This window comes from Methylobacterium sp. 391_Methyba4 (assembly GCF_029691625.1).
GTDB lineage: Bacteria > Pseudomonadota > Alphaproteobacteria > Rhizobiales > Beijerinckiaceae > Methylobacterium > Methylobacterium fujisawaense.
Genome location: NZ_CP121475.1, coordinates 4,381,486 through 4,403,402 on the forward strand (window position 1 = coordinate 4,381,486; position 21,917 = coordinate 4,403,402).

The window sequence follows — 21,917 nt, forward strand, 5'->3', positions numbered from 1 at the left end:
TTCGCGCGCGATGCCGGGCTTCAGCCCTCCGCCTCCCGGTCGAGCAGCGCGCGCTTGCGCGCGACGCCCCAGCGATAGCCTGACAGGGCGCCGTCCGAGCGCACGACCCGGTGGCAGGGGATGGCGACCGCCACCGGATTCGCCCCGCAGGCCCGCGCGACCGCGCGCATCGCCGTCGGCAGGCCGATCGCCTGGGCGATCTCCGCGTAGGTCGCCGTGGATCCGACCGGGATCTTCCGCAGCGCTGCCCAGACCCGCTGCTGGAAGGCCGTGCCGCGGATGTCGAGCGGCAGGTCGAGGCCGCTGCCCGGCGCCTCCACGAGACCGATGACCTGCGCCATCCAGCTCTCGAAGGCCGGGTCGCCGCCCTCGATCTCCGCGGCGGGAAAGCGGCTCTGAAGATCGTGCAGGAGCGGCTCGGGCGCGTCGCCGAGGAGGATGGCGCAGACGCCCGCCTCCGTGGCGGCGACGAGGATCGCGCCGAGCGTGCAGGCGCCGATGCCGAACCGGATGCGCAGACCGGCGCCCCCCGTCCGATAGGCCGCCGGCGCCATGCCGAGGCGTGGCGCGCCCCCCGCATAGAAGCGGCTCGCCGCACCGTAGCCGGCTTCGTACAGCGTCTCCGTCACCGAGGCGGCGCCGGGCAGCCGCCGGGCCACCACGGCGGCGCGGTGGGCGGCGGCATAGGCCTTGGGCGTCACGCCGGTGGCAGCCTTGAACACCCGGTGGAAGTGGTAGGCGCTCAGGCCGGCGGTACGGGCGAGTTCGGCGAGCGACGGCATCGTCTCGGCCGACTCGATCAGGCGGCAGGCGCGGACGACCGCCTCGGCCCGGCGCGCGGCGAGGCCGGGCTCGTCGGGGCGGCAGCGCCGGCACGGGCGGAAACCGGCAGCCTCGGCCTCCGCGCAGGTCCGATGGAAGCTGACATTCTCGGGCCGCGCTGCCCGCGCGGCACAGCTCGGGCGGCAATACACACCCGTGGTGCGGACCGCGTACACGAAGGTGCCGTCGGCCCGCGCGTCGCGGGCGGCGAGGGCCGTCCAGCGCTCGGCGTCGCTGAGGTCTGACCTTGGACCGTGGTTCATGGCGGCGGCACTATGCGGCTTGGCGTGGGCGTTGGGGAGGGGCATGAGGGGGCCTGCCGGGCGGTGGAGGACGCGGGCAGCACTCTGTCCGTCCGCCGCCGTGCCGGCATCCCGCTCCTTGCTGCCGAATCCGCTGTCCCGGGCGGCCGTTCGAGCGGGGAGCCATTTCACGAGTGCGCCATGGCTCCGAGCACGCCCGACCACATCCATGTCGGCCAGGATGGATGGCTGTTCCTGAAGACCGGGCGCAACGACGTGCTGGGCCAGTACGAGCGGCCGGAGGAGACCACGGAGCTGATCTGGCAGTGGCGCAGCCTCGTGACGATGCGGGAGCGGCGCCTGCGCGCCCAGGGAATCCTGTACCGCCACGTCGTCGCCCCGGAGAAGCTGATGATCTACGATCACCGGCTCGACGGGCTGACCATCCGGCCGAGCGCCTCGCCGGCCTATCGGCTCCTGCACAACGAGCCCCCGCCGGGTCGCTTCCGCGGGCCCTTCGGCCTCTATGCGGCCTGGCGCCGACGGACGCGCTGGCGCCAGACCTGCATCGATCTGGTGACGCCGATGCGGGCGCAGCGCGATACGGCCGATCTCTACTGCCGGACCGACACCCACTGGTCCGCCGACGGCTGCTATCTCGCCTACGCGGAGATCTGCCGGGCTTTGGGCGCCGAGCCCCGGCCGGATCTGCGGGAGCGGCCGTCCTTCGAGACCGACCACGACGGCGATCTGGGCAGCGCCTTCGACCCGCCCCGGCGGGCGCGCTCACGCACCGTCCTGATGCAGCAGGACGCGGTCCGGATCTATGGCAGCCCGATCGTCGAAGCCCGGGAGAAGGCCGGTCTGCTGCACACGCTGCATGTCGGCGCGCACGTGATCTACGGGAACGCCAAGGCCACCGATCCGCGCCGGCTGGCGCTGTTCGGCGATTCCTTCTCGCACGTCATGCCGTACATGCTGACGATCATGCTGGCCGAGACGTTCCGCGAGGTGCACTTCATCTGGAGCACCTCCCTGGACTGGCCGTATATCGAGCGCGTCCGGCCCGACATCGTGCTGACCGAGGTGGCCGAGCGCTTCATGGTCCAGCTGCCCGACGACACCTTCTCGGTGGAGCGCTACGCGCAGGACCGCTTCGGAACGGAACTGGCAGCCGCAGGCGCCTGAGCGGCGCCCGCGGCTTGGCCCTGCTCAGGCCTGCAGCTTGGCCACCAGCGCGTCCGACAGGGCGAAGTTGACGTAGACGTGCTGGACGTCGTCCTGATCCTCGATCACCTCGACGAGGCGGATGAGCTTCTCGCCGGTCTCGTCATCGACGTCGATCGTGTTCTGCGCCTTCCAGATCAGCCCGGTGCGGCTCGGCTCGCCGAAGCGCGCCTCGAGGGCCTTGGTGACCTCGCCGTAGGAATCCTGGGCGCAGACGACCTCGTGGCCGTCCTCGCCGGAGCTGACGTCGTCGGCGCCGGCCTCGATGGCGGCCTCCAGCATCGTGTCGGCATCGGCCACGGAAGCCGGGTAGGCGATCACGCCGACGCGGTCGAACATGAAGGCGACGGCGCCGGTCTCGGCGAGGCTGCCGCCGGACTTCGTGAAGGCCGAGCGGACGTCCGAGGCGGTGCGGTTGCGGTTGTCGGTCTGCGCCTCGACGATCAGGGCGGCGCCGCCCGGTCCGTAGCCCTCGTAGCGGATATCCTCGTAGTTCTCGCCGTCAGCACCGGCGGCCTTCTTGATGGCGCGCTCGATATTGTCCTTGGGCATGTTCTCGGCGCGGGCCGCCAGGATCGCGGCGCGCAGGCGCGGGTTCATCGCCGGGTCGGGCGTGCCGAGCTTGGCCGCCACGGTGATCTCGCGGGCGAGCTTGCCGAACACCTTCGAGCGGACTGCGTCCACCCGGCCCTTCCGGTGCATGATGTTCTTGAACTGCGAATGGCCTGCCATGACGGTTCAGACTTTTGTTCGTTGGCGAGAGCGGGCGTCCGGGACCCCGCCGTCGCGGCTGTGAGGTCGCGCCGTATATAGGCCGCCGCCTTCGGACGAAGCAACGCGGCCGCCGCCGCTCGGCACCGCGCACGGGGACACGGGCGCGCAGGCTTCGCAATCCCGTGATCGCGGAAAGAATGCCCGCCTCGGGCGTTGGCGCTGCACTTCTCCCTGAGCTGGAAGCCCGATGTCGAGCCGCAACGGACGCAGCACGGTCATGGTCACGGGCGCGAGCGCCGGCGTCGGCCGCGCCGTGGCGCATGAATTCGCCCGGCACGGCTGGAATGTCGGTCTGATCGCCCGGGGCGAGGCCGGGCTGAGGGGCACGATCCGCGATGTCGAATGGGCGGGCGGCCGGGCGCTGGCGTTTGCGGCCGACGTCGCCGACGCGGAGGCCGTCGCCCAGGCCGCCGACGCGCTGGCCGAGGCGTTCGGCGGCATCGACGTCTGGGTCAACAACGCGATGGCGACGGTCTACGCGCCCGTGCAGGAGACGGACCCGGAGGAGTTCCGACGCGCCACCGAAGTCACCTATCTCGGGCAGGTGCACGGGACCCTGGCGGCGCTCCGCCACATGGTGCCGCGCGACCGGGGCACGATCGTGCATATCGGCTCGGCGCTCGCCTATCGGTCGATCCCGCTGCAGGCGAGCTACTGTGCCGCCAAGGCCGCCGTGCGCGGATTCGTGGATTCCCTGCGCAGCGAATTGCTCCACGACGGCAGTCGGGTGCGGCTGACGATGGTCCAGCTCCCGGCGGTCAACACGCCCCAGTTCGACTGGGCGCGGTCGCGGATGCCGCGCAAGCTCGAACCGGTGCCGCCGATCTACCAGCCGGAGGCGATCGCCCGGCACGTGTTCCGGGCGGCGCACGACGCGCCGCGGGAATTGTGGATCGGGGCTTCGGCCTGGAAGGCGATCATCGGAAACATGCTGATCCCGGGCTGGATCGACGGCTACCTCGCCCGGCACGGCTATCGCGGGGAGATGACCAGCGTGCAGGCGAAGACGAACCGCCCCGACAACCTCTACGACCCGGTGGACACCGATCCCGGCGCCCATGGCCGCTTCGATGCCCGGGCGACCGGCCACGTCGCCGCGGCAGACCCGCGCTGGCTCAAGTTCGGGATCGCGGCGGCGCTCGGCATCGTGGCCGGGACGATGCTGTTCGCCACCGAGGCGCATGGGCGGGCGGAAGCGCGCGCCGGCCGCCGGCTGGGCAGACGCTAGGATACCGGTTTAGGCAGGCCCATCGCGCAGCCTCGGGGCTGCGCAAACCTTGCGGAACGCGCTGTGTGGCGCCCCAGGCGGCACCGGGCTTTAGGGAGGATCCGATGCCGGCAACGAACCGCCGCGACCTCGTACGGGGTGCGCTCGCCGGAGGGGCCGTCCTGGGTCTCGGCGGCGGCGCCCGCGCCGCGGCGCCCTTCGGCGGATCGCAGGCGCCGGGCTTCTACCGGACCCGCATCGGCAGCTGCGAGGTCACGATCCTCAACGACGGGGCGCGCAGCTTCCCGATGCCGGACCGCTTCGTGCGCAACGTTCCCCGGGACGCGGCACTCGGCGCCGCGCAGGCGGCCTACATGCCGCCCGGCCAGGTGACGGTGCCATTCAACCCGACGCTGATCAACACCGGCGCGAAGCTCATCCTGATCGATACCGGCAACGGTCCGGTGCCGGGCGCGCCCGTCGGCCGGCTCGCGGCGAACCTCGCGGCGGCCGGGATCAGACCCGAGGAGATCGACCTCGTGCTGCTCTCGCATCTCCATCCCGACCACACGAACGGCCTCAAGAGGGCGGACGGGAGCCTCGCCTTCCCGAACGCCGAGATCCGGGCCGCCGCGCCCGACTGGGCATTCTGGATGAGCGACGCCCACATGGCCCAGGCCGCCGACCCGGTGACGCAAGGCTACTTCGCCAACACCCGCCGGGTGCTCGGCGACCTGAAGAACCGGATCGGCACCTTCGCGTGGGACGAGGAGGTCGTACCCGGGATCACCGCCCTCGCCGCGCCCGGCCACACGCCCGGCCACACGGCCTTCGCGATCGCCTCGGGGGCGGACCGGCTGCTGATCCAGTCCGACGTGACCAACATTCCGGCCTTCTTCCTGCAGCACCCGGACTGGCACGTGATGTACGATTACGATGCCGATCAGGCGCAGACGACGCGCCACCGCTTCTACGACATGGCCGCGTCCGAGAAGGCCCTCGTGGTCGGCTACCACTTCCCCTTCCCGTCCCTCGGCCATGTGGAGCGGAACGGGCCGGGCTACCGGCTGGTGCCCATCGCCTGGAACGGCGTGCTCTGATCGTCCAGGGTCGCGTGCACCCGGATCAGGTTCGCCAAGTCCACGACCCCGCCCGGCCATTCGACGCCCGCGATGTGACGGTGCGGCCGTTCCGGCTCACCGAGATCCGAGACCGCCGAGAAGGCACCGTCGAGCGGGTGGCTCTCGGTGTAGCGGCTCCGTGTCGCCAGGACCGGCAGCCCCGCGGCCCGGGCCGAGCTGATGCCGGCGGCCGAATCCTCGAAGGCCACCGCCTCGGAGGCCGGGATGTCCAGGCCGGCGAGCGCCAGGAGGAATACGTCGGGGGCGGGCTTCTTGCGGTTCGCCTCGTCGCCGGCCGCGATCACGTCGAAGGGTGCCGCGTCCGGCGGGAAGTTGGCGGCCAGGAGCCGGTCGACATTCGGCCGGCTCGTGGTGGTGGCCACGGCGAGCCGCAGGCCCGCCGCCCGGGCCTCGGCAATCAGCCGGGCGATCCCGGGACGCAGCGGCAGGCCGCTCTCCGCCACCAGTTCGCCGTAGGCGCGCGTCTTGCGGGCGTGGATCTCGGGGGCCAGCGCGTGGAGCGCCTCGGCTTCGGCTGCGTGGCGGGTGTCGATGTAATGGGCGAGCCGCTCCTTGCCCCCCATCACGGTCAGCAGGTCGGCATAGAGCGCCTCGTCCCAGCGCCAGGGCAGGCCGAGTTCCGCGAAGGCGCGGTTGAACGCCTGCCGGTGCAGATCCTCCGTCTCGGCGAGGGTCCCGTCGACGTCGAAGATCAGCGCCCTCAGCACGACAGGTCGCGACCGGAGGCGCCCTCCGCGCCCGCGCGGATCGCCGCGATGCGCTCGGCATAGGCGCCCGGACCGCCGCCGAAGACCGCGTTGCCGGCGACGAACGTGTCGGCCCCGGCGCGGCTCGCCGCCTTGACGGTCTCGGGGTCGATCCCGCCGTCGACCTGGATGCGGATGTCCCGGCCCGCCACCATGGCGCGCACCCGCGCCACCGACTCCATCGTGCTCTTGATGAAGCTCTGGCCGCCGAAGCCGGGATTGACCGTCATCACCAGCACGAGGTCCACGAGGTCGAGCACCGGCTCGACCAGGGCGGCCGGCGTGCCCGGATTGATCGCCACGCCGGCGCGCTTGCCGAGGTCGCGGATGGTCTGGAGCGAGCGGTGGATGTGCGGCCCGGCCTCGGCATGGACGGTGATGCCGTCGGCCCCGGCCTGCGCGAAGGCCGCGAGGTACGGGTCGGCGGGCGCGATCATCAGGTGGACGTCGAAGTACTTCTGCGTGTGCGGGCGCAGCGCCTTCACCACCGGCGGCCCGAAGGTGATGTTGGGCACGAAGTGCCCGTCCATGACGTCGAGATGAATCCAGTCGGCGCCGGCCGCGTCCACGGCGCGGGTCTCCTCGGCGAGCTTCGAGAAGTCGGCGGACAGGATCGAGGGGGCGATGACGGGTGGGAGCATGGGAGGCTTTCGGGATTGTTCAGGCCAGCCTGCGACGGCGCTCGACGAGCTGCATGATCATCGGCGTCAGGATCAGCTGCATGGCCAGATCCAGCTTCCCGCCGGGAATCACGATGGAATTGGCCCGGCTCATGAAACTGTCGTGGATCATGGAGACGAGATACGAGAAGTCGATCCCCTTCGGGTCCTTGAAGCGGATGACCACCATCGATTCGTCGGCGGTGGGGATCCAGCGGGCGATGAACGGGTTCGAGGTGTCGACCGTGGGCACCCGCTGGAAGTTGATGTCGGTGAAGGAGAATTGCGGGCAGATGGTCTGCACGTAATCGGGCATGCGCCGCAGGATCACGTCGGTCACCGCCTCGGTGGAGTAGCCGCGGAACGAGCGGTCCCGGTGCAGCTTCTGGATCCATTCGAGGTTGATCACCGGCACGACGCCGATCTTCAGGTCGGCGTAGCGGGCGATGTCGACATCCTGATCCGCCACGCAGCCGTGCAGGCCCTCGTAGAACAGCAGGTCCGAATCCGGCGGGAACGACTCCCAGTCCGAGAAGCTGCCCTCCGGAATGCCGAAGGCCTGCGCGTCGTGGGCATCGTGGGCGTAGTGGCGGGTGCGGCCGGTCCCGGATTCGGCGTAGCTGCGGAAGACCGCCTCCAGCTCGGGCAGGAGGTTGGCGCGCGGCGCGAAGTGGGACAGCGTCGGTTCGTTCGCCATCATCGCCCGCATCGTGTCGCGGTCGAACGCATGGAAGCCGTCGCCCTCGATGAAGACCGCCCGCACGTCCTCGCGGCGGAAGATCTGCTCGAAGGTGTTGCGCACCGAGGTGGTCCCGGCCCCGGAGGAGCCGGTCACCGAGATGATGGGGTGCCGCGCCGACATTACCGTCCGGACTTCGTGCTGTGCCTCACGACCGCATCAGACCGCGCTGCCCGAACAGCGGCGAGCGGCCGGCATCGGGCTTGCCGCCCGCGTAATAGGTCGCGACGCAGGCCACCTCCTCGGTGGAGCCGCAGACCAGGGGCGCCCGCTCGTGGATGCCGGTGGCCACGAGGTCGAGGATTCGCGTCTGGCCGTCGGTGGCCGTGCCGCCGGCCTGCTCGACCAGCATCGCCACGGGGGCGACCTCGTAGAGCAGCCGCAGGCGGCCGCGGGCGTAGTTCTTCCGGGCGTCGCCCGGGTAGAGGAACACGCCGCCGCGGGTCAGGACGCGCTGGATGTCGGCCACCAGGGAGGCGAGCCAGCGCATGTTGTAGTCCTTGTCCCGCGGGCCCTCGGTGCCGCGCTGGCAATCCTCGATATAGGCCTTCACCGGGGCATCCCAGTGCCGGGCGTTCGAGGCGTTGATGGCGAATTCCTTGGTGGAGGCCGGCACCGACATGGCCGGGTTCGTCAGCTTGAACGTACCCTCGGCGCGGTCGAGCACGTAGGACTGGGTGCCTTCCCCCAGCGTCAGGATCAGCGCGGTGGCCGGGCCGTAGGTCACGAAGCCCGCGGCGATCTGCGTCGAGCCGGGGGTCGTGAACGAGGCGAGCGGATTCGCCGGATCCTTGATCGACGGCCGGATGCCGAAGATCAGGCCCACGGCCATGTTCACGCCGATGTTGGACGAGCCGTCGAGGGGGTCGATGGCGACGGCGAGCGGCGCGTCCGGGTTCAGCCGCATCACCTCCTCGGCCTCCTCGGAGGCGACCTCAGCGACCGGGGCACCGCGCAGGGCCGCGGTCACGCTCTCGTGCGCGATGACGTCGAGGGCCTTCTGGACGTCGCCGTCGCTGTTGTGCTCGCCGGCCGCCGCGAGGTCGCCGCCGAGCGCACCGCGCCCGATCCGCTCGCTGATCTCCACCGCCGAGCGCGCCACGGCCGCGATCACCGCGGCGGTGTCCTTCAGCGCCGGATTGGCGTCCACGGCCTGCGCAAGACAGGTCTCGAGGGGCGTCCCGATCGCCGCTGAAATTGCCATCGGCCTACTCCTCCTGCTCGGATCCCGTCCGTCGGGATCGCGCCTTCCGCGCCGGCTCTGTAGCGGCCGCTTGGCCGCCAAGATAGCGGTCTGTGTCTCCGGATCGACAGGAACCCGCGGCGCGGCCTTCAAGATTTCTGTGCGATCTTGTGTCATAGGACGAAAAAAACGAGATGTCCGCCATGCGCAATCTCTCCCTCAAGCAGCTTCAGGCGGTCGCTGCCGTGGCCCGACTCGGCACCATGACCCGGGCGGCGCAGGAGCTGAACGTCACCTCGGCCGCCCTCTACGCGCGCATCCGCCAGCTGGAGGAGGAGGCCGGGCTGCTGCTGTTCGACCGGACGCCGGGCGGCCTCAAGCCGACCGATGCCGGCCGCGAGATGCTCTGGGCGATCGACAGCATCAACACCGTGCTGGAGACCTGCACCGACCGCCTGCGCACCCTGCGGGGCGCCGAGGGCGGGCGCGTGGCGCTGGGCGTCGTCTCCACCGCCAAGTACTTCGCCCCGCAGGTGATCGCGGGCTTCGTCAAGAAGCATCCCGGGGTCGAGATCAGCCTGTCGGTGCGCAACCGCGGCCAGACCGTGGAGGCTTTGCGCGGTTACGAGATCGACTTCGCCCTGATGGGCCGCCCGCCCCGGGACTTCCCGATCGAGGCGGCGACCTTCGGACCGCATCCGATCGTGCTGATCGCCCCGCCAAGCCATCCCCTCGCGGGCAAGACCGGCCTGAACCGCGAGGATCTCGCCGACCAGCCGTTCTTCCTGCGCGAGGAGGGCTCGGGCACGCGCATGGTCTTCGAGGAGTTCATGAGCGGCGTCCTGGTCAAGCGGGCGCCGCTGGACATCGACACCGGCTCGAACGAGACCATCAAGCAGGCGGTGATGGCCGGGCTCGGGATCGCGCTGCTCTCGGTGCACTCGGTGGCGGCCGAGCTGGAGAGCGGCCGCCTCGTCCTCCTGAACGTCAAGGGACTGCCGATCCGGCGCGACTGGTACGCGGTCCGGCGCGCCGACAAGGTGCTGGGTCCGGCCGCTTCCGCGGTCTGGTCCTATCTGATGTCGGAGGGTGCGCGCAGCCTGCCGGGCGTTGCGCAGAGCGGTCTCGTGCCGGCGGGAGCCAAGGCGTGAGTCCAGTCGGAATCGTCGTCGCGGGCGCCGGCCAGGCCGGCTTCCAACTCGCCGCCTCCCTGCGCGAGGGTGGGTTCAGGGATCCGATCACCCTGGTGGGCGACGAGGCCGCCCTTCCCTACCAGCGTCCGCCCCTGTCGAAGGCCTACCTCGCCGGCAAGACAGACCAGGAAGGCCTGTTCCTGCGCCCCCCCGGCTTCTTCGCCGAGCACGCCATCGCGCACCGGCCGGGGCTCCGCGCCGTCGCGATCGACCGGGCGGCACGTCTTCTGCAGCTGTCGGACGGCGGGCACCTGCCCTACGCCCACCTCGTGATCGCCACCGGCGCCCGCAACCGGCCCCTGCCCGTACCCGGAGCGGAGCTCGACGGCGTGCGCCAGCTGCGCGGCCTCGCGGATGCCGACGCGCTCCGGGCGCAGATCGAGGCGGCCCGGGCGATCGTCGTGGTGGGCGCGGGCTTCATCGGGCTCGAATTCGCCGCCGTCGCGGCCGGGCGCGGCCTCTCGGTGACGGTGATCGAGGCGGCCGAGCGGCCCATGGCCCGGGCGGTCTCGGCCGAGATGGGCGCGTTCTTCCGCGCGGCTCAGGAGGCGATGGGCGTACGCTTCGCCTTCGGGGCCGGCGTAACGGCGATCCTCGGGCGGGACGGCCGTGCCGTCGGCGTGGCCCTCGCGGACGGCCGGGAACTGCCCGCCGACCTCGTCCTGGTCGGCATCGGGGTGCTGCCGAACCGGGAGCTCGCCTTGGAAGCGGGCCTGCCGGCCGAGGATGGGGTGCGGGTCGACGCGTTCCTGTCGACACCCGATCCGGCCATCTCGGCGATCGGCGATTGCGCCCGGTTTCCCAGTCCCTTCGCTCACGGGCTCACGCCGGACGGCACCGTGCGGATCGAGTCCGTGCAGAACGCCATCGACCAGGGGCGCTGCCTGGCGGCGCGGCTCACCGGCAAGCCGGCGGCCTACGGCGCGCTGCCCTGGTTCTGGAGCGACCAGGGCCGGCACAAGCTGCAGATCGCCGGATTGGCGGGCCCCACGGATGCCAGCGTGGTCCGCGGCTCCGGCTCCGCCTTCTCGGTCTTCCGATTCCGCGACGGACGCCTGAGCGCCGTCGAATCCGTCGACCGGGCGGGCGACCACATGATCGCCCGGCGGCTGCTCACGGCCGGAACGCCGCTGAGCCCGGATCAGGCGGCGGATCCGGGCTTCGACCTCAAGGCGCTGGCGCTGCAGCGGCCCTGAGGGTGCTCAGCCCGGGAACGCCACCGGGGCCGGCTTCTGCCGCAGGGCGATGGCGGTGCCGATCCCGAGCGCCAGGATCGTGACGGCGCATCCCAGGAGCGCGCCGAGCTGGCCGAACCGGAGCAGCGCCTGCCCGATCACCGCGACGCCGAGCGCCTGCCCGCAGAAGAATGAGAAAGCATGGAGCGCCACCGCGGAGGCGCGGGCCTTGGGCGCCACCTCGGTGACCTGCGTCTGGTAGGTGTTGTGCAGCATGTAGAAGCCGAGCCCCATCGCGGTGAGCGCGGCGCAATCGACCTGCCACGTGCCGGCGAGCCCGACGACGGTGAGGGACGCACTACAGATCAGGCCGCCGCCGATGAGCATGCGCGGCAGGCCGAGCAGCCGCACCAGCAGCCCGACCAGGGCCGAGTAGAGCAGGCCGCCGACCGCGAACCCCGCCAGCACGAGGCCGGCCTCGCGCGGTCCCCCCTCCCCGCGGGCCTCGATCAGCGGGGCGAGGTGCGGGAACACGCCGAAGATCGCGATGGCCTCGATGAACACCGCCGAGAACAGCACCCGCGCCCGGGGATTGCGCAGGATCGTCCGGTAGCGGGTCACCGCCTCGCCGAAAGCCGGACGGCGCGCGGCGGGCCGGCCGGTCCGGTCGAACCCGAACACGGTCGCCGCGCAGGCGATGGCCGCCACCGCCGCGGTGACCGCGAAGACACCGCGCCAGCCGATCGCCGCCTCGATCAGGCCCGCGAAGGTCGAGCCGGAAAGCTGGCCGAGGATCACCGCCACCAGGAACCGGCCGATCGCCACCTGACGGCCCTCCATCGGCACCCGGTCACCCAGCAGCGCCAGGGACAGCGGAATGCAGCCCCCCGCCGCCGCCCCCGCCAGCATGCGCAGGCCGAACAGGCTGCCGATATCGGGGGCGATGCTGCACAGGGTCAGGGCGACGGCGAGCACCGCGAGGCAGGTGCTCATCACCCGCTCCTTGCCGAGCGCGTCGCCGATCGGGCCGAGCACCGGCTGGATGAAGGCGTAAGGCAGCGCGAAGGCGGTGGAGAGGAGCGCCACCGTGTGGGCGTCGCTCGCGAGATCCCGGGCGAGCACGCCGACGAGAGGCTCGACCGAGCGGAGCGCGAAGGTGCTGCCGAACCCCGCACAGGCCAGGACGACGATGAGACGCGGGATCGACGTCGGCGGCGACTTCGGCAGCGTCGCAGCGGGGACGAGAGCCGGCTCTGTGCTGTCGGTCATGAGGGACGCTGCGCGACGCGGGCCAAACCAGGCTCGCGACATCGCATCTCCCCCGCCGGAGCGGAACCCCGTTGCGCGACAGATCCGTGCGCGTCGAACGCCGGATCCGGTGCGGGGGATCGCTGCCGCCCGAGCCCGGCGGCGCTCAGGCCGAGGCGGCCGCCTGATGCGCCTCCGCGAGCTGCGCATCCTCCGCCGCGACCATCCGGGCGGCCGGACGGGACCGGATGCGCTCGACATAGGCCGTCAGGACGGGCGCGGGCTCCACGAGGCCGAAGCCCGTCGTCCAGCCGAGGGCGCCGCCCCACAGGATGTCGGCGGCGCTGAAGCGCTCGCCGAGCAGGTACGGCCCCGGAGTCAGCGCCTCCTTCACCCGGGCGATCACGCTGTCGTAATCGGCATAGGCCGACATGGCGCGTGGGCCCGGCTCCCGCTTCAGGTGCCGGTCGATCACCGCGGGCTCGAAGCAGGAGCCGTAGAACACCATCCAGCGCAGATAGGCGGCCCGGTCGGGCTCGGTGGGCGCCGGGGCGAGCCCGGCCTCGGGGAACAGGTCGGCGAGGTAGAGGTAGATGGCCGCCTGCTCGGTCACCACGGCCTCGCCGTGGCGGATCGCCGGCACCTTCGCCATCGGATTGACGGCACGGTAGGCCCCTTCGAGGTGCTCGCCGGCGCGCATGTTGAGCACGTGCAGCCGGTACGGGACACCGAGTTCCTCGAGCAGGACGCGCACCCCTGACGAGCGGGTATTGGGCGAATGAAAGAACTCGATGTCAGGCATATTGGTGGCTCCGCCCCCTCAGAGGATTGTCGATTCGCCGAAGCACACGCTCATACCGGCCGGAGGACGGGTCAACCTCGCACCGAAGCGGCCCTTCTCCAGGGACCGGAATCGGGGCAGGAACGTTGGGCGATTGTGCGATGCCGCGCGTTGAGCTGCCGTCCGGCACGACGCGAGCCGGGGGTATGAGTTCTGATGGCGAAGATTCTGCTGGTCGAGGACCACGAAGAGATCTGGGACTTCCTGTCCCGCCGCCTCAAGCGGCGCGGGTACGAGGTGATCCTCGCGCATGACGGCGAGGCCGGGGTCCGACAAGCCCGCTCGGGTCAGCCCGACGTGATCCTGCTCGACATGAACCTGCCGGTCCTGGACGGCTGGTCGGTCGCCCGGACGCTGAAGTCGGGCACCGACACGCGGGCGATCCCGATCATCGCGCTCACCGCCCACGCCATGTCGGGCGACCGCGACAAGGCGATCCAGGCCGGCTGCGACGACTACCACCCGAAGCCGGTCGATTTCTCGAAGCTTCTCAGCCAGATCAGCACCGCCCTGGGCGAGACCGCCCCGGCGAGCTGACCCGACCGCGGACGCGCGAATTGCGATCCCGAGACCTGATGTGAGTGGAGCGTGTCCGTGAGCGAGGATCCCGTCACTGCCCAGCGCCTGCGGCAGGGCCTGCCGGTCTTCGTGGCCTTGGCCTCGATCCTCCTCGTGGTCGCCACGCTGGCGGCCCTGTATCTCGGGCGCGAGATCCTCGTTCCGGTGACGCTGGCGATCCTCCTCAGCTTCGTGCTGGTGCCGGCCGTCCGGGTCCTGCGGCGGCTGCGCGTGCCGCGTGCGCCGGCGGTCCTCCTCGTGGTGGTGATCGTCTTCGGCGCCCTGTTCGGGATCGGCAGCCTGATCGCCAGCGAGGCGTCCCAGCTCGCCTCGGACCTGCCGCGCTACACGCAGGTGATGCGCACCAAGATCAAGGATCTGCGCGGGGCGACGGCCGGGACCGGCACCCTGTCGCGGATCGTCGACATGGTGCAGGACCTCAGCGCCACCCTGCAGCCGCCCCCGGCCGCGGAAGTCCGCGGCGAGCCGGGATCGCGCACGCATCCCCTCACCGTGGAACTCACGCCCGCCCGCGCCAGCGTGGTCGACACGCTTCAGACCTTCGCGGGCCCGATCCTGCACCCGCTGGCCACGACGGGCCTGATCCTGATCTTCACGATCTTCATCCTGCTCCAGCGGGAGGATCTGCGAAACCGGGCTATCCGGCTCGCCGGCGGCTCGGGCGACCTGCGCCGCACCACGGCGGCGATCGACGATGCCACGAGCCGGCTCAGCCGCTTCTTCCTGGCCCAGCTCGCCCTCAACATCGCCTTCGGCCTCGTCATCGGCTTCGGACTCTGGATGATCGGCGTCCCGAGCCCGACCCTGTTCGGTGTCCTCGCGGCGATCCTGCGGTTCGTGCCCTATATCGGCGCGGCGATCAGCGCCCTTCTGCCGCTGATCCTCGCCGCCGCCGTCGATCCCGGCTGGGGCATGGTGATCGCCACCGCGGTCCTGTTCCTGGTGGTGGAGCCGATCTGTGGCCACGTGGTCGAGCCGCTCCTCTACGGCCACTCCACCGGCCTCTCGCCGGTCGCCGTCATCCTCGCGGCGACGATCTGGACGTTCCTGTGGGGGCCGATCGGCCTCGTCCTGGCCACGCCGCTCACCGTGTGCCTCGTGGTCCTCGGCCGGCACGTGGAGCGCCTCTGGTACCTCGACGTCCTGCTGGGCGATCAGCCAGCCTTGTCGCCGCCCGAGATCTTCTACCAGCGCATGCTGGCCGGCGATCCGGTCGAGGCGATCGACCAGGGCTGGCAGTTCCTCAAGGAGCGCGCCCTCGTCACCTACTACGACGAGGTCGCCCTCGCCGGCCTGCTGCTCGCGCAGGAGGATCTCTCGCGCGGCACCCTGGACCGCGAGCGGCAGGCGGAGGTCGGGGCGGCGATCCGCACGGTCGTCGACCGCCTCGGGACCGCTCCGATGACCCGGCGAAGCCGTCGAGGCTCCGGGCGCGGGCCCGATACCGAGACTGCGGCGGCGCTGGCCGCCATCGGGCCCGACCGGCAAGTGGCCGGCATCGTCCTCGAGCGCGAGGATCTCGCCCCCAACTGGCGCAGCGAGACGCCGGTCCTGTGCGTGTCGAGCCGCGGCCCGTTCGACGAGGCGGCGACGCTGATGCTGAGCCAGATCCTCGCCCGCCACGGGCTGGCCTCGCAGATTCTCTCGATGGCCGCGATCCGCGCCGGCGAGCGTCCCGACAATCCGGAAGGGCTCGCGCTGATTTGCTTCTCGTATCTCGAGCCGGTGAGCCTCTCGCAGATCCGCTTCACCGTCCGGCAGGCCCGTGCGGCGGTGCCGGGCGTGCGCATCCTCGTGGGCTTCTGGCGCGAGCGCGATCCGGCGACCCTGGAACGGCTGCGCCGGGCGACCTCGGCAGACTTCCTCGTGACATCGCTGAACGAGGCGCTCTCGGCTGTGCTCGGCGCCTGCCAGGAATCCGCACCCACCCGGCTCGTCCCGGCACCCGTGACTGCCCGCTCCGGTTCGGCGCAGCCGGCAGTGGCATGACGCGCCGTGCGACACCACCTCTGAGGACGGGCCGTCGACATCGCGCTCTCGACCGCTAGTGTTCCGTCCGCTTTTCGTGATCGGGCGCGCGCAAAATGCTTTTACGTCCCGGAGGCTGAACATCACCGCGCATGTCTGAGACCCCAGAAACACCGCCCTCCGGGCCGAGCCCTCCGATCAGGGACAGCGCGCCGAGTGACCTGACCGACCGCCGCAGCGATATCTTCTTCGCGGCGGTCGAGACGACGCGCATGCCGATGATCGTCACCGATCCGCGCCAGCCCGACAACCCGATCATCTTCGCCAATCGGGCGTTCCTGGCGATGACGGGCTACACGCCGGAAGAGCTGATCGGGCGCAACTGCCGCTTCCTTCAGGGCCCCGAAACCGACCGCGAGAGCGTCGCGCAGGTCCGGGCCGCGATCGCCGAGAAGCGCGAGTTCGCCACCGAGATCCTGAACTACCGCAAGAACGGCTCGACCTTCTGGAATGCCCTGTTCGTCTCGCCGGTCTACAATGCCGACGGCGAGCTCGTGTACTATTTCGGTTCTCAGCTCGACGTCTCGCGTCGCCGCGACGCCGAGGAGGCGCTGGGTCAGGCTCAGAAGATGGAGGCGCTGGGCCAGCTCACGGGCGGCATCGCGCACGACTTCAACAACCTCCTCCAGGTGATCGTCGGCTACGTCGACATCCTGGCGGCCGGGCTGGAGAAGCCCGACGCCGACCGCGCCCGGCTCGGCCGCGCCACCGAGAACATCCGCCAGGCTGCGGAGCGCGCGACGACGCTGACGCAGCAATTGCTGGCCTTCGCCCGCAAGCAGCGGCTGGACGGGCGCGCCGTCAATCTCAACACCCTGATCGAGGGGATGGGCGAGATGGTCGCCCGCTCCGTCGGCGAGGCCGTGAAGGTCGAACTCGATCTTGCGGAGGATCTCTGGAACTGCCGGGTCGATCCGACCCAGGCCGAGGTCGCGATCCTGAACGTCCTGATCAACGCCCGCGACGCGATGCCGGAGGGCGGCACCGTTCGGATCTCCACGGAGAACAGCGAGGTCGCCGCCCGCGGCCGGGAGCTCGGTCCGCTGCGCGACGGGCGCTATGTCAGCATCGCCATCAAGGACACGGGTACCGGCATCCCGCCGGCCGTGCTCGCCCGGGTGATGGACCCGTTCTTCACCACCAAGGAGGAGGGCAAGGGGACGGGGCTCGGCCTGTCGATGGTCTACGGCTTCGCCAAGCAGTCGGGCGGTGCGGCGCAGATCGAGTCGGCGGTGGGTGCGGGCACGACGGTGCGCCTGTCGTTCCCCGCAACCGACGGCGACGTCAATGCCCCTGCCAAGGTTTCGCTGCGGTCCGTTGATCGGCAGGGCTCCGAGACGATCCTCATCGTCGACGACCGCGAGGACGTGGCCGAACTCGCCCGCACCATCCTGCGGGACTTCGGCTACACGACGCTGGTGGCGAGCAATGCCCGCGAGGCCCTGGAGATCCTGGATTCGAGCGAGCGCATCGATCTGCTCTTCACCGACCTGATCATGCCCGGCGGCATGAACGGCGTGCTGCTGGCCCGCGAAGCCCGCCGCCGCCAGCCAAAGCTCAAGGTGCTGCTCGCCACGGGTTACGCCGAGGCGAGCCTGGAGCGAACCGATATCGGCGGCTCGGAGTTTGATCTCCTGAACAAGCCCTACCGGCGCACGGAGCTGGTCCGCCGCGTGCGCGCCATCCTCGACGGTCCGACCGGCGTGGGCTGAGCTTCGGGAGACGGCCCATGTCCCAGGGCGACAAATCGAAGTACACCGACAAGCAGAAGCGCAAGGCCGAGCACATCGCCGAGTCCTACGAGGCCCGCGGGGTGCCGGAGAACGAGGCGGAGGCCCGGGCCTGGGCCACCGTCAACAAGGACGACGGCGGCGGCAAGAAGCCGGGCGGCTCGGGCCGCGGCAAGGCCACCGGACATCCGGCCGCCCACAAGGGCGGCGAATCCGGCGGCAAGGCCTCGGCCGGGCGGACGGCCGCGGAACGCTCCGCCTCCGCCAGGAAGGCCGCCGCGACCCGCAAGGCCAACGCCGCCGCACGGGCGTAGCGGGTCCCGAGCGCACCGGGCCGCGTCGCTGCGCTCGGGGTGACGGTCCGGGCGCCGGAGAGCGATGTCAGTCCTTCTGCTCGGCGAGCTTCACCAGCGTGTGCAGCAACCGGTTCGCCGGTGTCGGAATGCCGAGCGCCGCGCCCTTCCGCACGACGAAGCCGTTGAGGTGGTCGATCTCGCTGGCCCGGCCGCGGGCGAGGTCCTGGGCGGTGGACGAACGCTGCCCGGCCATGGTGACACCGAGATCCAGCACGGTGTCGAGGATGTCGGGGGGCACCGACACCCCGTCGGCTTCGGCGACGGCGACGCATTCCCGAACGACATCCGTGATCGCCGCGACGACGCCCTCGCCCTGGAGCAGGCGACCGTAGGGACGCTGCGTCAGGGCCGAGAGGGCGTTGTAGGCGCAGTTCGTGATCAGTTTCGCCCAGAGCGCGTCGACCGCGCGCGCCGAGACCGTCGTGGGGATGCCGGCTGCCGTGAAAGCGGCGGCGATGCGGTCGCTCGTCTTCGAGGCGCCGAGGATCAGGTCGCCGCGCCCGTTGTGCCGGACATGGCCGGGGCCGGCCATCGCGGTGGCGACGTAGACCGCCACCGGCACGACCGGCCGGTCCAGCACGGCGGCGAGCCGCTCCGCGTTGTCGACGCCGTTCTGGAGGCTGAGGATCGTCGCGGCAGGATCGAGATGGCCTGCGATCATCGCACCCGCCGCTTCGGAATCGCCGGACTTCACGCAGACCAGCACGAGGTCGGCGCCGGACACGCCGTCGCCGGCCTCGGTCGCCCGCACGGGGACCGAGGCCGTCCCGGCCGCGCTCTCCAGCACCAGCCCGGCCGCCCCCACGGCCTCGACCAGGGCGGGGCGTCCGATCAGCGTCACCGCGTGGCCGGCCTGCGCCAGGAGAAACCCGTAATAGCAGCCGACAGCGCCGGCCCCGACGACAGCGACGTTCATGGCAGATCTCATGGCGCCGCAGCCGCGGCGCGGGCGGGATGGAAGGCCGCAGCGCCGCCGGCATCCGCACGGACATGCTCGAGGAGCGCCTGGGCGGGGTGTCGCAGCCGCACGCCGTCGACCAGCTTGGCCTGGGACCGGCAGGAATATCCGTCCGCCAGCAGGGTGCAGCCGGGCGCCTCGGCCACGTGGCGGGCCCAGCTCAGGCCGTAGATCGCCTCGGAGGTGGCGCGCTGGCGCGCCTCGTGCCCGTAGGTCCCCGCCATGCCGCAGCAGCCGGCGGCCGGCACTTCGAGCCGCAGGCCGAGATGGGCGAACACGGCCTGCCAGTCCCGCACCGCGCCCGGAGCGTTGGTGCGCTCGGTGCAATGGGGCAGCAGCCGCATCGTGCGGCCGCCTTGGCCCGGCGCGATCCGGTCGAGCCGGGCGGCCAGCCATTCCTGGAGGAGATGGACCTTCGGGAGATCGTCGCCCAGCGCCTGCGCGTATTCGGACCGGTAGGTCAGCGTCATCGACGGATCGATCCCGACCAGGGGCACGCCGTGCCTGGCGAGATCGCGCAGCATCGCGGCATTGGACCGGGCGACGGCGGCAAACCGCGCCAGGAAGCCGTGCACGTGCAGCGGCTTGCCGTTCGGCCGGTAGGGCACGAGCCAGGGCCGGAAGCCGAGGGCGATGAGGAGTGCGCAGCTATCGGCCACGACGTCCGCGTCGAAATGAGTGGTGAAGGCGTCCTGCACCACCAGCACGGCCCGCGCCCGCTCCTGCGCATCCAGCCGGGCCAGGGCGTCCGGCGTCGCGACGGCGACCCCGAGATCCGCCAGCCGCTCCGTGAGAGCGACGGGCGACAGGGCCGGGATCGCCACCAGCCCGGCCCGGGCCAGAAGCAGCCGGGCCACCGGATTGGTCAGGACGACGTTGCTCAGGCGCGGCATCCGGGCTGCCAGCGGCAGCAGCGGCTCCAACGCCGCCACGAGGTGATCCTTCAGCGGCCGGGCGTAGCGCGTGTGATAGAGCGCCAGGAACTTGGCCCGGAAGGTCGGCACATCGACCTTGATCGGGCAGGACCCCGTGCAGGATTTGCAGGCGAGGCAGCCATCCATCGCCTCCTTGACGGCGTGGGAGAAATCGTCGGCCTCCGACCGGCGGCGGATACCGCTCCGCAAGGTCGCCGCCACGTCGTGCAGCCACCCGGCGCGCTGCCGCGCCAGCTCGGCGGCCGGGTCGATCCCCGCCTCCGCCGCACGGCGCAGCCACTCGCGCATCAGCGAGGCGCGACCCTTGGGCGAATGCCGACGTTCCCGCGTCGCCTTCCAGGACGGGCACATGGCCTCGTCGGCATCGAACGAGAAGCAGGCGCCGTTGCCGTTGCAATGGAGCGCCTCGTCGAACCCCCGCCGGACCGTTGCCGGGATGGTGCGGTCCTGCTCGCCCCGGCGCGGCACGCCGTCGATCCGGGTCAGCCCCTCCCCCTTGGCCGAGGCGATCTTGCCCGGGTTCATCCGGTCGCCCGGATCGAAGGCGCGCTTGACCGCCTCCAGCGCCGGCATCAGCGGCCCGAAGGTCGCGGGCACGAACTCCGACCGGAAGCCCTTGCCGTGCTCGCCCCAGAGCAGGCCGCCATACTTGGCGGTGAGCGCGACCACGCCTTCCGTGACCTCGCGGATCAGGCCGTTCTGGTCCGGATCCTTCAGGTCGATGGCCGGCCGGACATGCAGCACGCCGGCATCGACGTGGCCGAACATGCCGTAGCGCAGCCCCTTGCCGTCGAGGAGCGCCCGGAACTCCGCGATGAAATCGGCGAGCCGTTCCGGCGGGACGGCCGTATCCTCCACGAAGGGGATCGGGCGGGCATCGCCCTGGGCGGCGCCGAGGAGGCCCACCGCCTTCTTGCGCATGGTCCAGAGCCGCTCGATGGCGTCGCCCCGGGCGATGGTGAAGCCGAGGCGCTTCGTGTCGGTGCCGCGCTCGGCCTCCAGCAGGCCGGTGAGCCGCGCCAGGGCGGCCTCCACGGAGGCCGCGTCGTCGCCGACGAATTCCAGGAGATTGATACCGTCCACCGGCCGTCCGGCCGGATCGTCGGGAAAGAAGGCCCGCACCTCGGCCCAGATCGGATCCTTGCGGGCGAGCGCCAGCACCGTGGAGTCGATGGTCTCCACCGAGGCGGCACCGAAGGGCAGCAGCGCCTGCGCGTCGCGGAGCGCCGCATCGAAATCGACGTAGGACAGCGCGACCAGCACCGCGGCCTTCGGGATCGGCAGCACGTTGAGCCGCGCCTCGGCGATCAGCGCCAGGGTTCCTTCGGAGCCGCAGATCACGCTCTTGAGGTCGAACCGCCCCGCCGGATCGCGCAGATGGGCGAGGTCGTAGCCGGTGAGGCAGCGGTTGAGCTTGGGAAAGCGCTCCGCGATGAGTGCCGCATTCGCGGTGACGACGGCATCGATGGTGCGGTGGATCGCCCCGACCCGGTCGTTGCGCCCCTTGGCGGCTTCGAGGCCTTCCGCGTCGAGGGGCTCGGCGGTCCAGACCGTGCCGTCGGTGAGCACGCAGGTCAGCGCCAGGACGTGGTCCCGGGTCTTGCCGTAGAGGCACGAGCCCTGCCCGCAGGCATCGGTGGAGATCATGCCGCCGATCGTGGCGCGGTTCGAGGTGGAGAGTTCCGGGGCGAAGAACAGGCCGTGCTTGGCGAGCTCCCGGTTGAGCTGGTCCTTCACAACCCCCGGCTCGACCCGGACGAAGCGGTTCGCGACGTCGATCTCCAGGATGCGGTTCATATGCCGCGAGGTGTCGACCACGAGGCCGTGGCCCAGCGACTGGCCGTTGGTACCGGTCGCCCCGCCCCGGGGCCGGATCACGATCTCGGAAAAGCGCGGATCCTCGAGGAGCTTGGCGATGCGCACGAGATCGTCGCGGCTGCGGGGAAAGGCCACGGCCCCCGGCGCCACTTGGTAGATCGAGTTGTCGGTGGAGAAGACCGTGCGGTCGGCGTCCGACAGCGTCAGATCGCCCTCGAAGCCGCGCAGGCGCAACTCGGCGCAGGCGGCAACATAGAGCGGCACGGCCTCAGTGTGGCGGGTCAGGACCGGGATCATCCGCGCCTTCTACACCCG

The 21,917-nt window shown here is 71.2% G+C and carries 19 protein-coding genes; 9 read left to right on the forward strand and 10 right to left on the reverse strand.

The features are described from left to right. Nucleotides 1–20: 20 nt before the first annotated feature. Entirely contained in the window at nucleotides 21–1,085 is a 1,065-nt protein-coding gene (gene ada / locus P9K36_RS20615) for a bifunctional DNA-binding transcriptional regulator/O6-methylguanine-DNA methyltransferase Ada (RefSeq protein ID WP_278307312.1), read from the reverse strand. A gap of 180 nt (nucleotides 1,086–1,265) precedes the next feature. Here ada and P9K36_RS20620 point away from each other — a divergent pair, with 180 nt between their 5' ends. Continuing rightward, on the forward strand, nucleotides 1,266–2,252 hold the full coding sequence (locus tag P9K36_RS20620; protein WP_278305897.1) for a hypothetical protein: 987 nt from the start codon (nucleotides 1,266–1,268) through the stop codon (nucleotides 2,250–2,252). Between the two features lie 24 nt (nucleotides 2,253–2,276). Here the strand turns inward: P9K36_RS20620 and P9K36_RS20625 are convergent, their stop codons facing one another. Next, nucleotides 2,277–3,023, reverse strand: a complete 747-nt coding sequence (locus P9K36_RS20625) for a YebC/PmpR family DNA-binding transcriptional regulator (protein WP_043349263.1) — start codon at nucleotides 3,021–3,023, stop codon at nucleotides 2,277–2,279. A gap of 229 nt (nucleotides 3,024–3,252) precedes the next feature. Between P9K36_RS20625 and P9K36_RS20630 the strand changes: the two genes are divergently transcribed. Continuing rightward, a complete protein-coding gene (locus tag P9K36_RS20630; protein WP_278305898.1) occupies nucleotides 3,253–4,293 on the forward strand; it encodes an SDR family oxidoreductase in 1,041 nt (346 codons plus the stop codon). 104 nt (nucleotides 4,294–4,397) lie between these two features. Further along, a complete protein-coding gene (locus P9K36_RS20635) occupies nucleotides 4,398–5,372 on the forward strand; it encodes an MBL fold metallo-hydrolase (RefSeq protein WP_278305899.1) in 975 nt (324 codons plus the stop codon). On the opposite strand, the gene P9K36_RS20640 is transcribed toward P9K36_RS20635, so the two are convergent. From P9K36_RS20640 to P9K36_RS20655, 4 genes are read right to left on the reverse strand one after another with little or no spacing between them, the layout of a single operon-like run. Continuing rightward, nucleotides 5,333–6,121, reverse strand: a complete 789-nt coding sequence (locus P9K36_RS20640; protein ID WP_043758890.1) for an HAD-IA family hydrolase — start codon at nucleotides 6,119–6,121, stop codon at nucleotides 5,333–5,335. The genes P9K36_RS20635 and P9K36_RS20640 overlap by 40 nt on opposite strands. After that, nucleotides 6,115–6,801 carry a ribulose-phosphate 3-epimerase gene (gene rpe, locus P9K36_RS20645; protein ID WP_043349271.1) on the reverse strand — a complete coding sequence of 229 codons (687 nt, stop codon included), beginning with the start codon at nucleotides 6,799–6,801 and terminating at the stop codon, nucleotides 6,115–6,117. Before rpe ends, P9K36_RS20640 begins: the two co-directional genes overlap by 7 nt. 19 nt (nucleotides 6,802–6,820) lie before the next feature. Beyond that, nucleotides 6,821–7,681, reverse strand: a complete 861-nt coding sequence (locus tag P9K36_RS20650) for a phosphoribulokinase (RefSeq protein ID WP_043349274.1) — start codon at nucleotides 7,679–7,681, stop codon at nucleotides 6,821–6,823. 25 nt (nucleotides 7,682–7,706) lie between these two features. Continuing rightward, nucleotides 7,707–8,762 (reverse strand): class 1 fructose-bisphosphatase, encoded by a 1,056-nt coding sequence (locus P9K36_RS20655; protein ID WP_179697071.1) that lies wholly within the window; start codon nucleotides 8,760–8,762, stop codon nucleotides 7,707–7,709. 182 nt (nucleotides 8,763–8,944) lie between these two features. Here P9K36_RS20655 and P9K36_RS20660 point away from each other — a divergent pair, with 182 nt between their 5' ends. Both P9K36_RS20660 and P9K36_RS20665 read left to right on the forward strand, forming a co-directional pair. Beyond that, complete coding sequence (locus P9K36_RS20660) at nucleotides 8,945–9,892, forward strand: LysR family transcriptional regulator (protein ID WP_043349301.1); 948 nt, start codon at nucleotides 8,945–8,947, stop codon at nucleotides 9,890–9,892. Next, nucleotides 9,889–11,130, forward strand: a complete 1,242-nt coding sequence (locus P9K36_RS20665; protein ID WP_179697072.1) for an FAD-dependent oxidoreductase — start codon at nucleotides 9,889–9,891, stop codon at nucleotides 11,128–11,130. Before P9K36_RS20660 ends, P9K36_RS20665 begins: the two co-directional genes overlap by 4 nt. A gap of 6 nt (nucleotides 11,131–11,136) precedes the next feature. Here the strand turns inward: P9K36_RS20665 and P9K36_RS20670 are convergent, their stop codons facing one another. Continuing rightward, nucleotides 11,137–12,378 (reverse strand): MFS transporter, encoded by a 1,242-nt coding sequence (locus tag P9K36_RS20670; protein ID WP_053609064.1) that lies wholly within the window; start codon nucleotides 12,376–12,378, stop codon nucleotides 11,137–11,139. Nucleotides 12,379–12,523: 145 nt separating this feature from the next. After that, nucleotides 12,524–13,159, reverse strand: a complete 636-nt coding sequence (locus P9K36_RS20675; RefSeq protein WP_182592866.1) for a glutathione S-transferase family protein — start codon at nucleotides 13,157–13,159, stop codon at nucleotides 12,524–12,526. Between the two features lie 195 nt (nucleotides 13,160–13,354). Between P9K36_RS20675 and P9K36_RS20680 the strand changes: the two genes are divergently transcribed. The 4 genes from P9K36_RS20680 to P9K36_RS20695 all read left to right on the forward strand — a co-directional run bounded on the left by P9K36_RS20680 (nucleotide 13,355) and on the right by P9K36_RS20695 (nucleotide 17,849). Further along, entirely contained in the window at nucleotides 13,355–13,735 is a 381-nt protein-coding gene (locus tag P9K36_RS20680) for a response regulator (RefSeq protein ID WP_043355299.1), read from the forward strand. A 57-nt stretch (nucleotides 13,736–13,792) separates the two neighbouring features. After that, nucleotides 13,793–15,766 carry an AI-2E family transporter gene (locus P9K36_RS20685; protein ID WP_053609062.1) on the forward strand — a complete coding sequence of 658 codons (1,974 nt, stop codon included), beginning with the start codon at nucleotides 13,793–13,795 and terminating at the stop codon, nucleotides 15,764–15,766. A 131-nt stretch (nucleotides 15,767–15,897) separates the two neighbouring features. Next, on the forward strand, nucleotides 15,898–17,517 hold the full coding sequence (locus tag P9K36_RS20690; protein WP_043381097.1) for a hybrid sensor histidine kinase/response regulator: 1,620 nt from the start codon (nucleotides 15,898–15,900) through the stop codon (nucleotides 17,515–17,517). 17 nt (nucleotides 17,518–17,534) lie between these two features. Continuing rightward, nucleotides 17,535–17,849, forward strand: a complete 315-nt coding sequence (locus tag P9K36_RS20695; protein WP_278305901.1) for a plasmid stabilization protein — start codon at nucleotides 17,535–17,537, stop codon at nucleotides 17,847–17,849. 67 nt (nucleotides 17,850–17,916) lie between these two features. Here the strand turns inward: P9K36_RS20695 and P9K36_RS20700 are convergent, their stop codons facing one another. Further along, nucleotides 17,917–18,807 carry a ketopantoate reductase family protein gene (locus P9K36_RS20700; protein ID WP_278305902.1) on the reverse strand — a complete coding sequence of 297 codons (891 nt, stop codon included), beginning with the start codon at nucleotides 18,805–18,807 and terminating at the stop codon, nucleotides 17,917–17,919. 8 nt (nucleotides 18,808–18,815) lie between these two features. Next, nucleotides 18,816–21,899: an FAD-binding and (Fe-S)-binding domain-containing protein gene (locus tag P9K36_RS20705; protein WP_278305903.1), complete on the reverse strand. Its 3,084-nt coding sequence runs from the start codon at nucleotides 21,897–21,899 to the stop codon at nucleotides 18,816–18,818. Nucleotides 21,900–21,917: the final 18 nt, after the last annotated feature.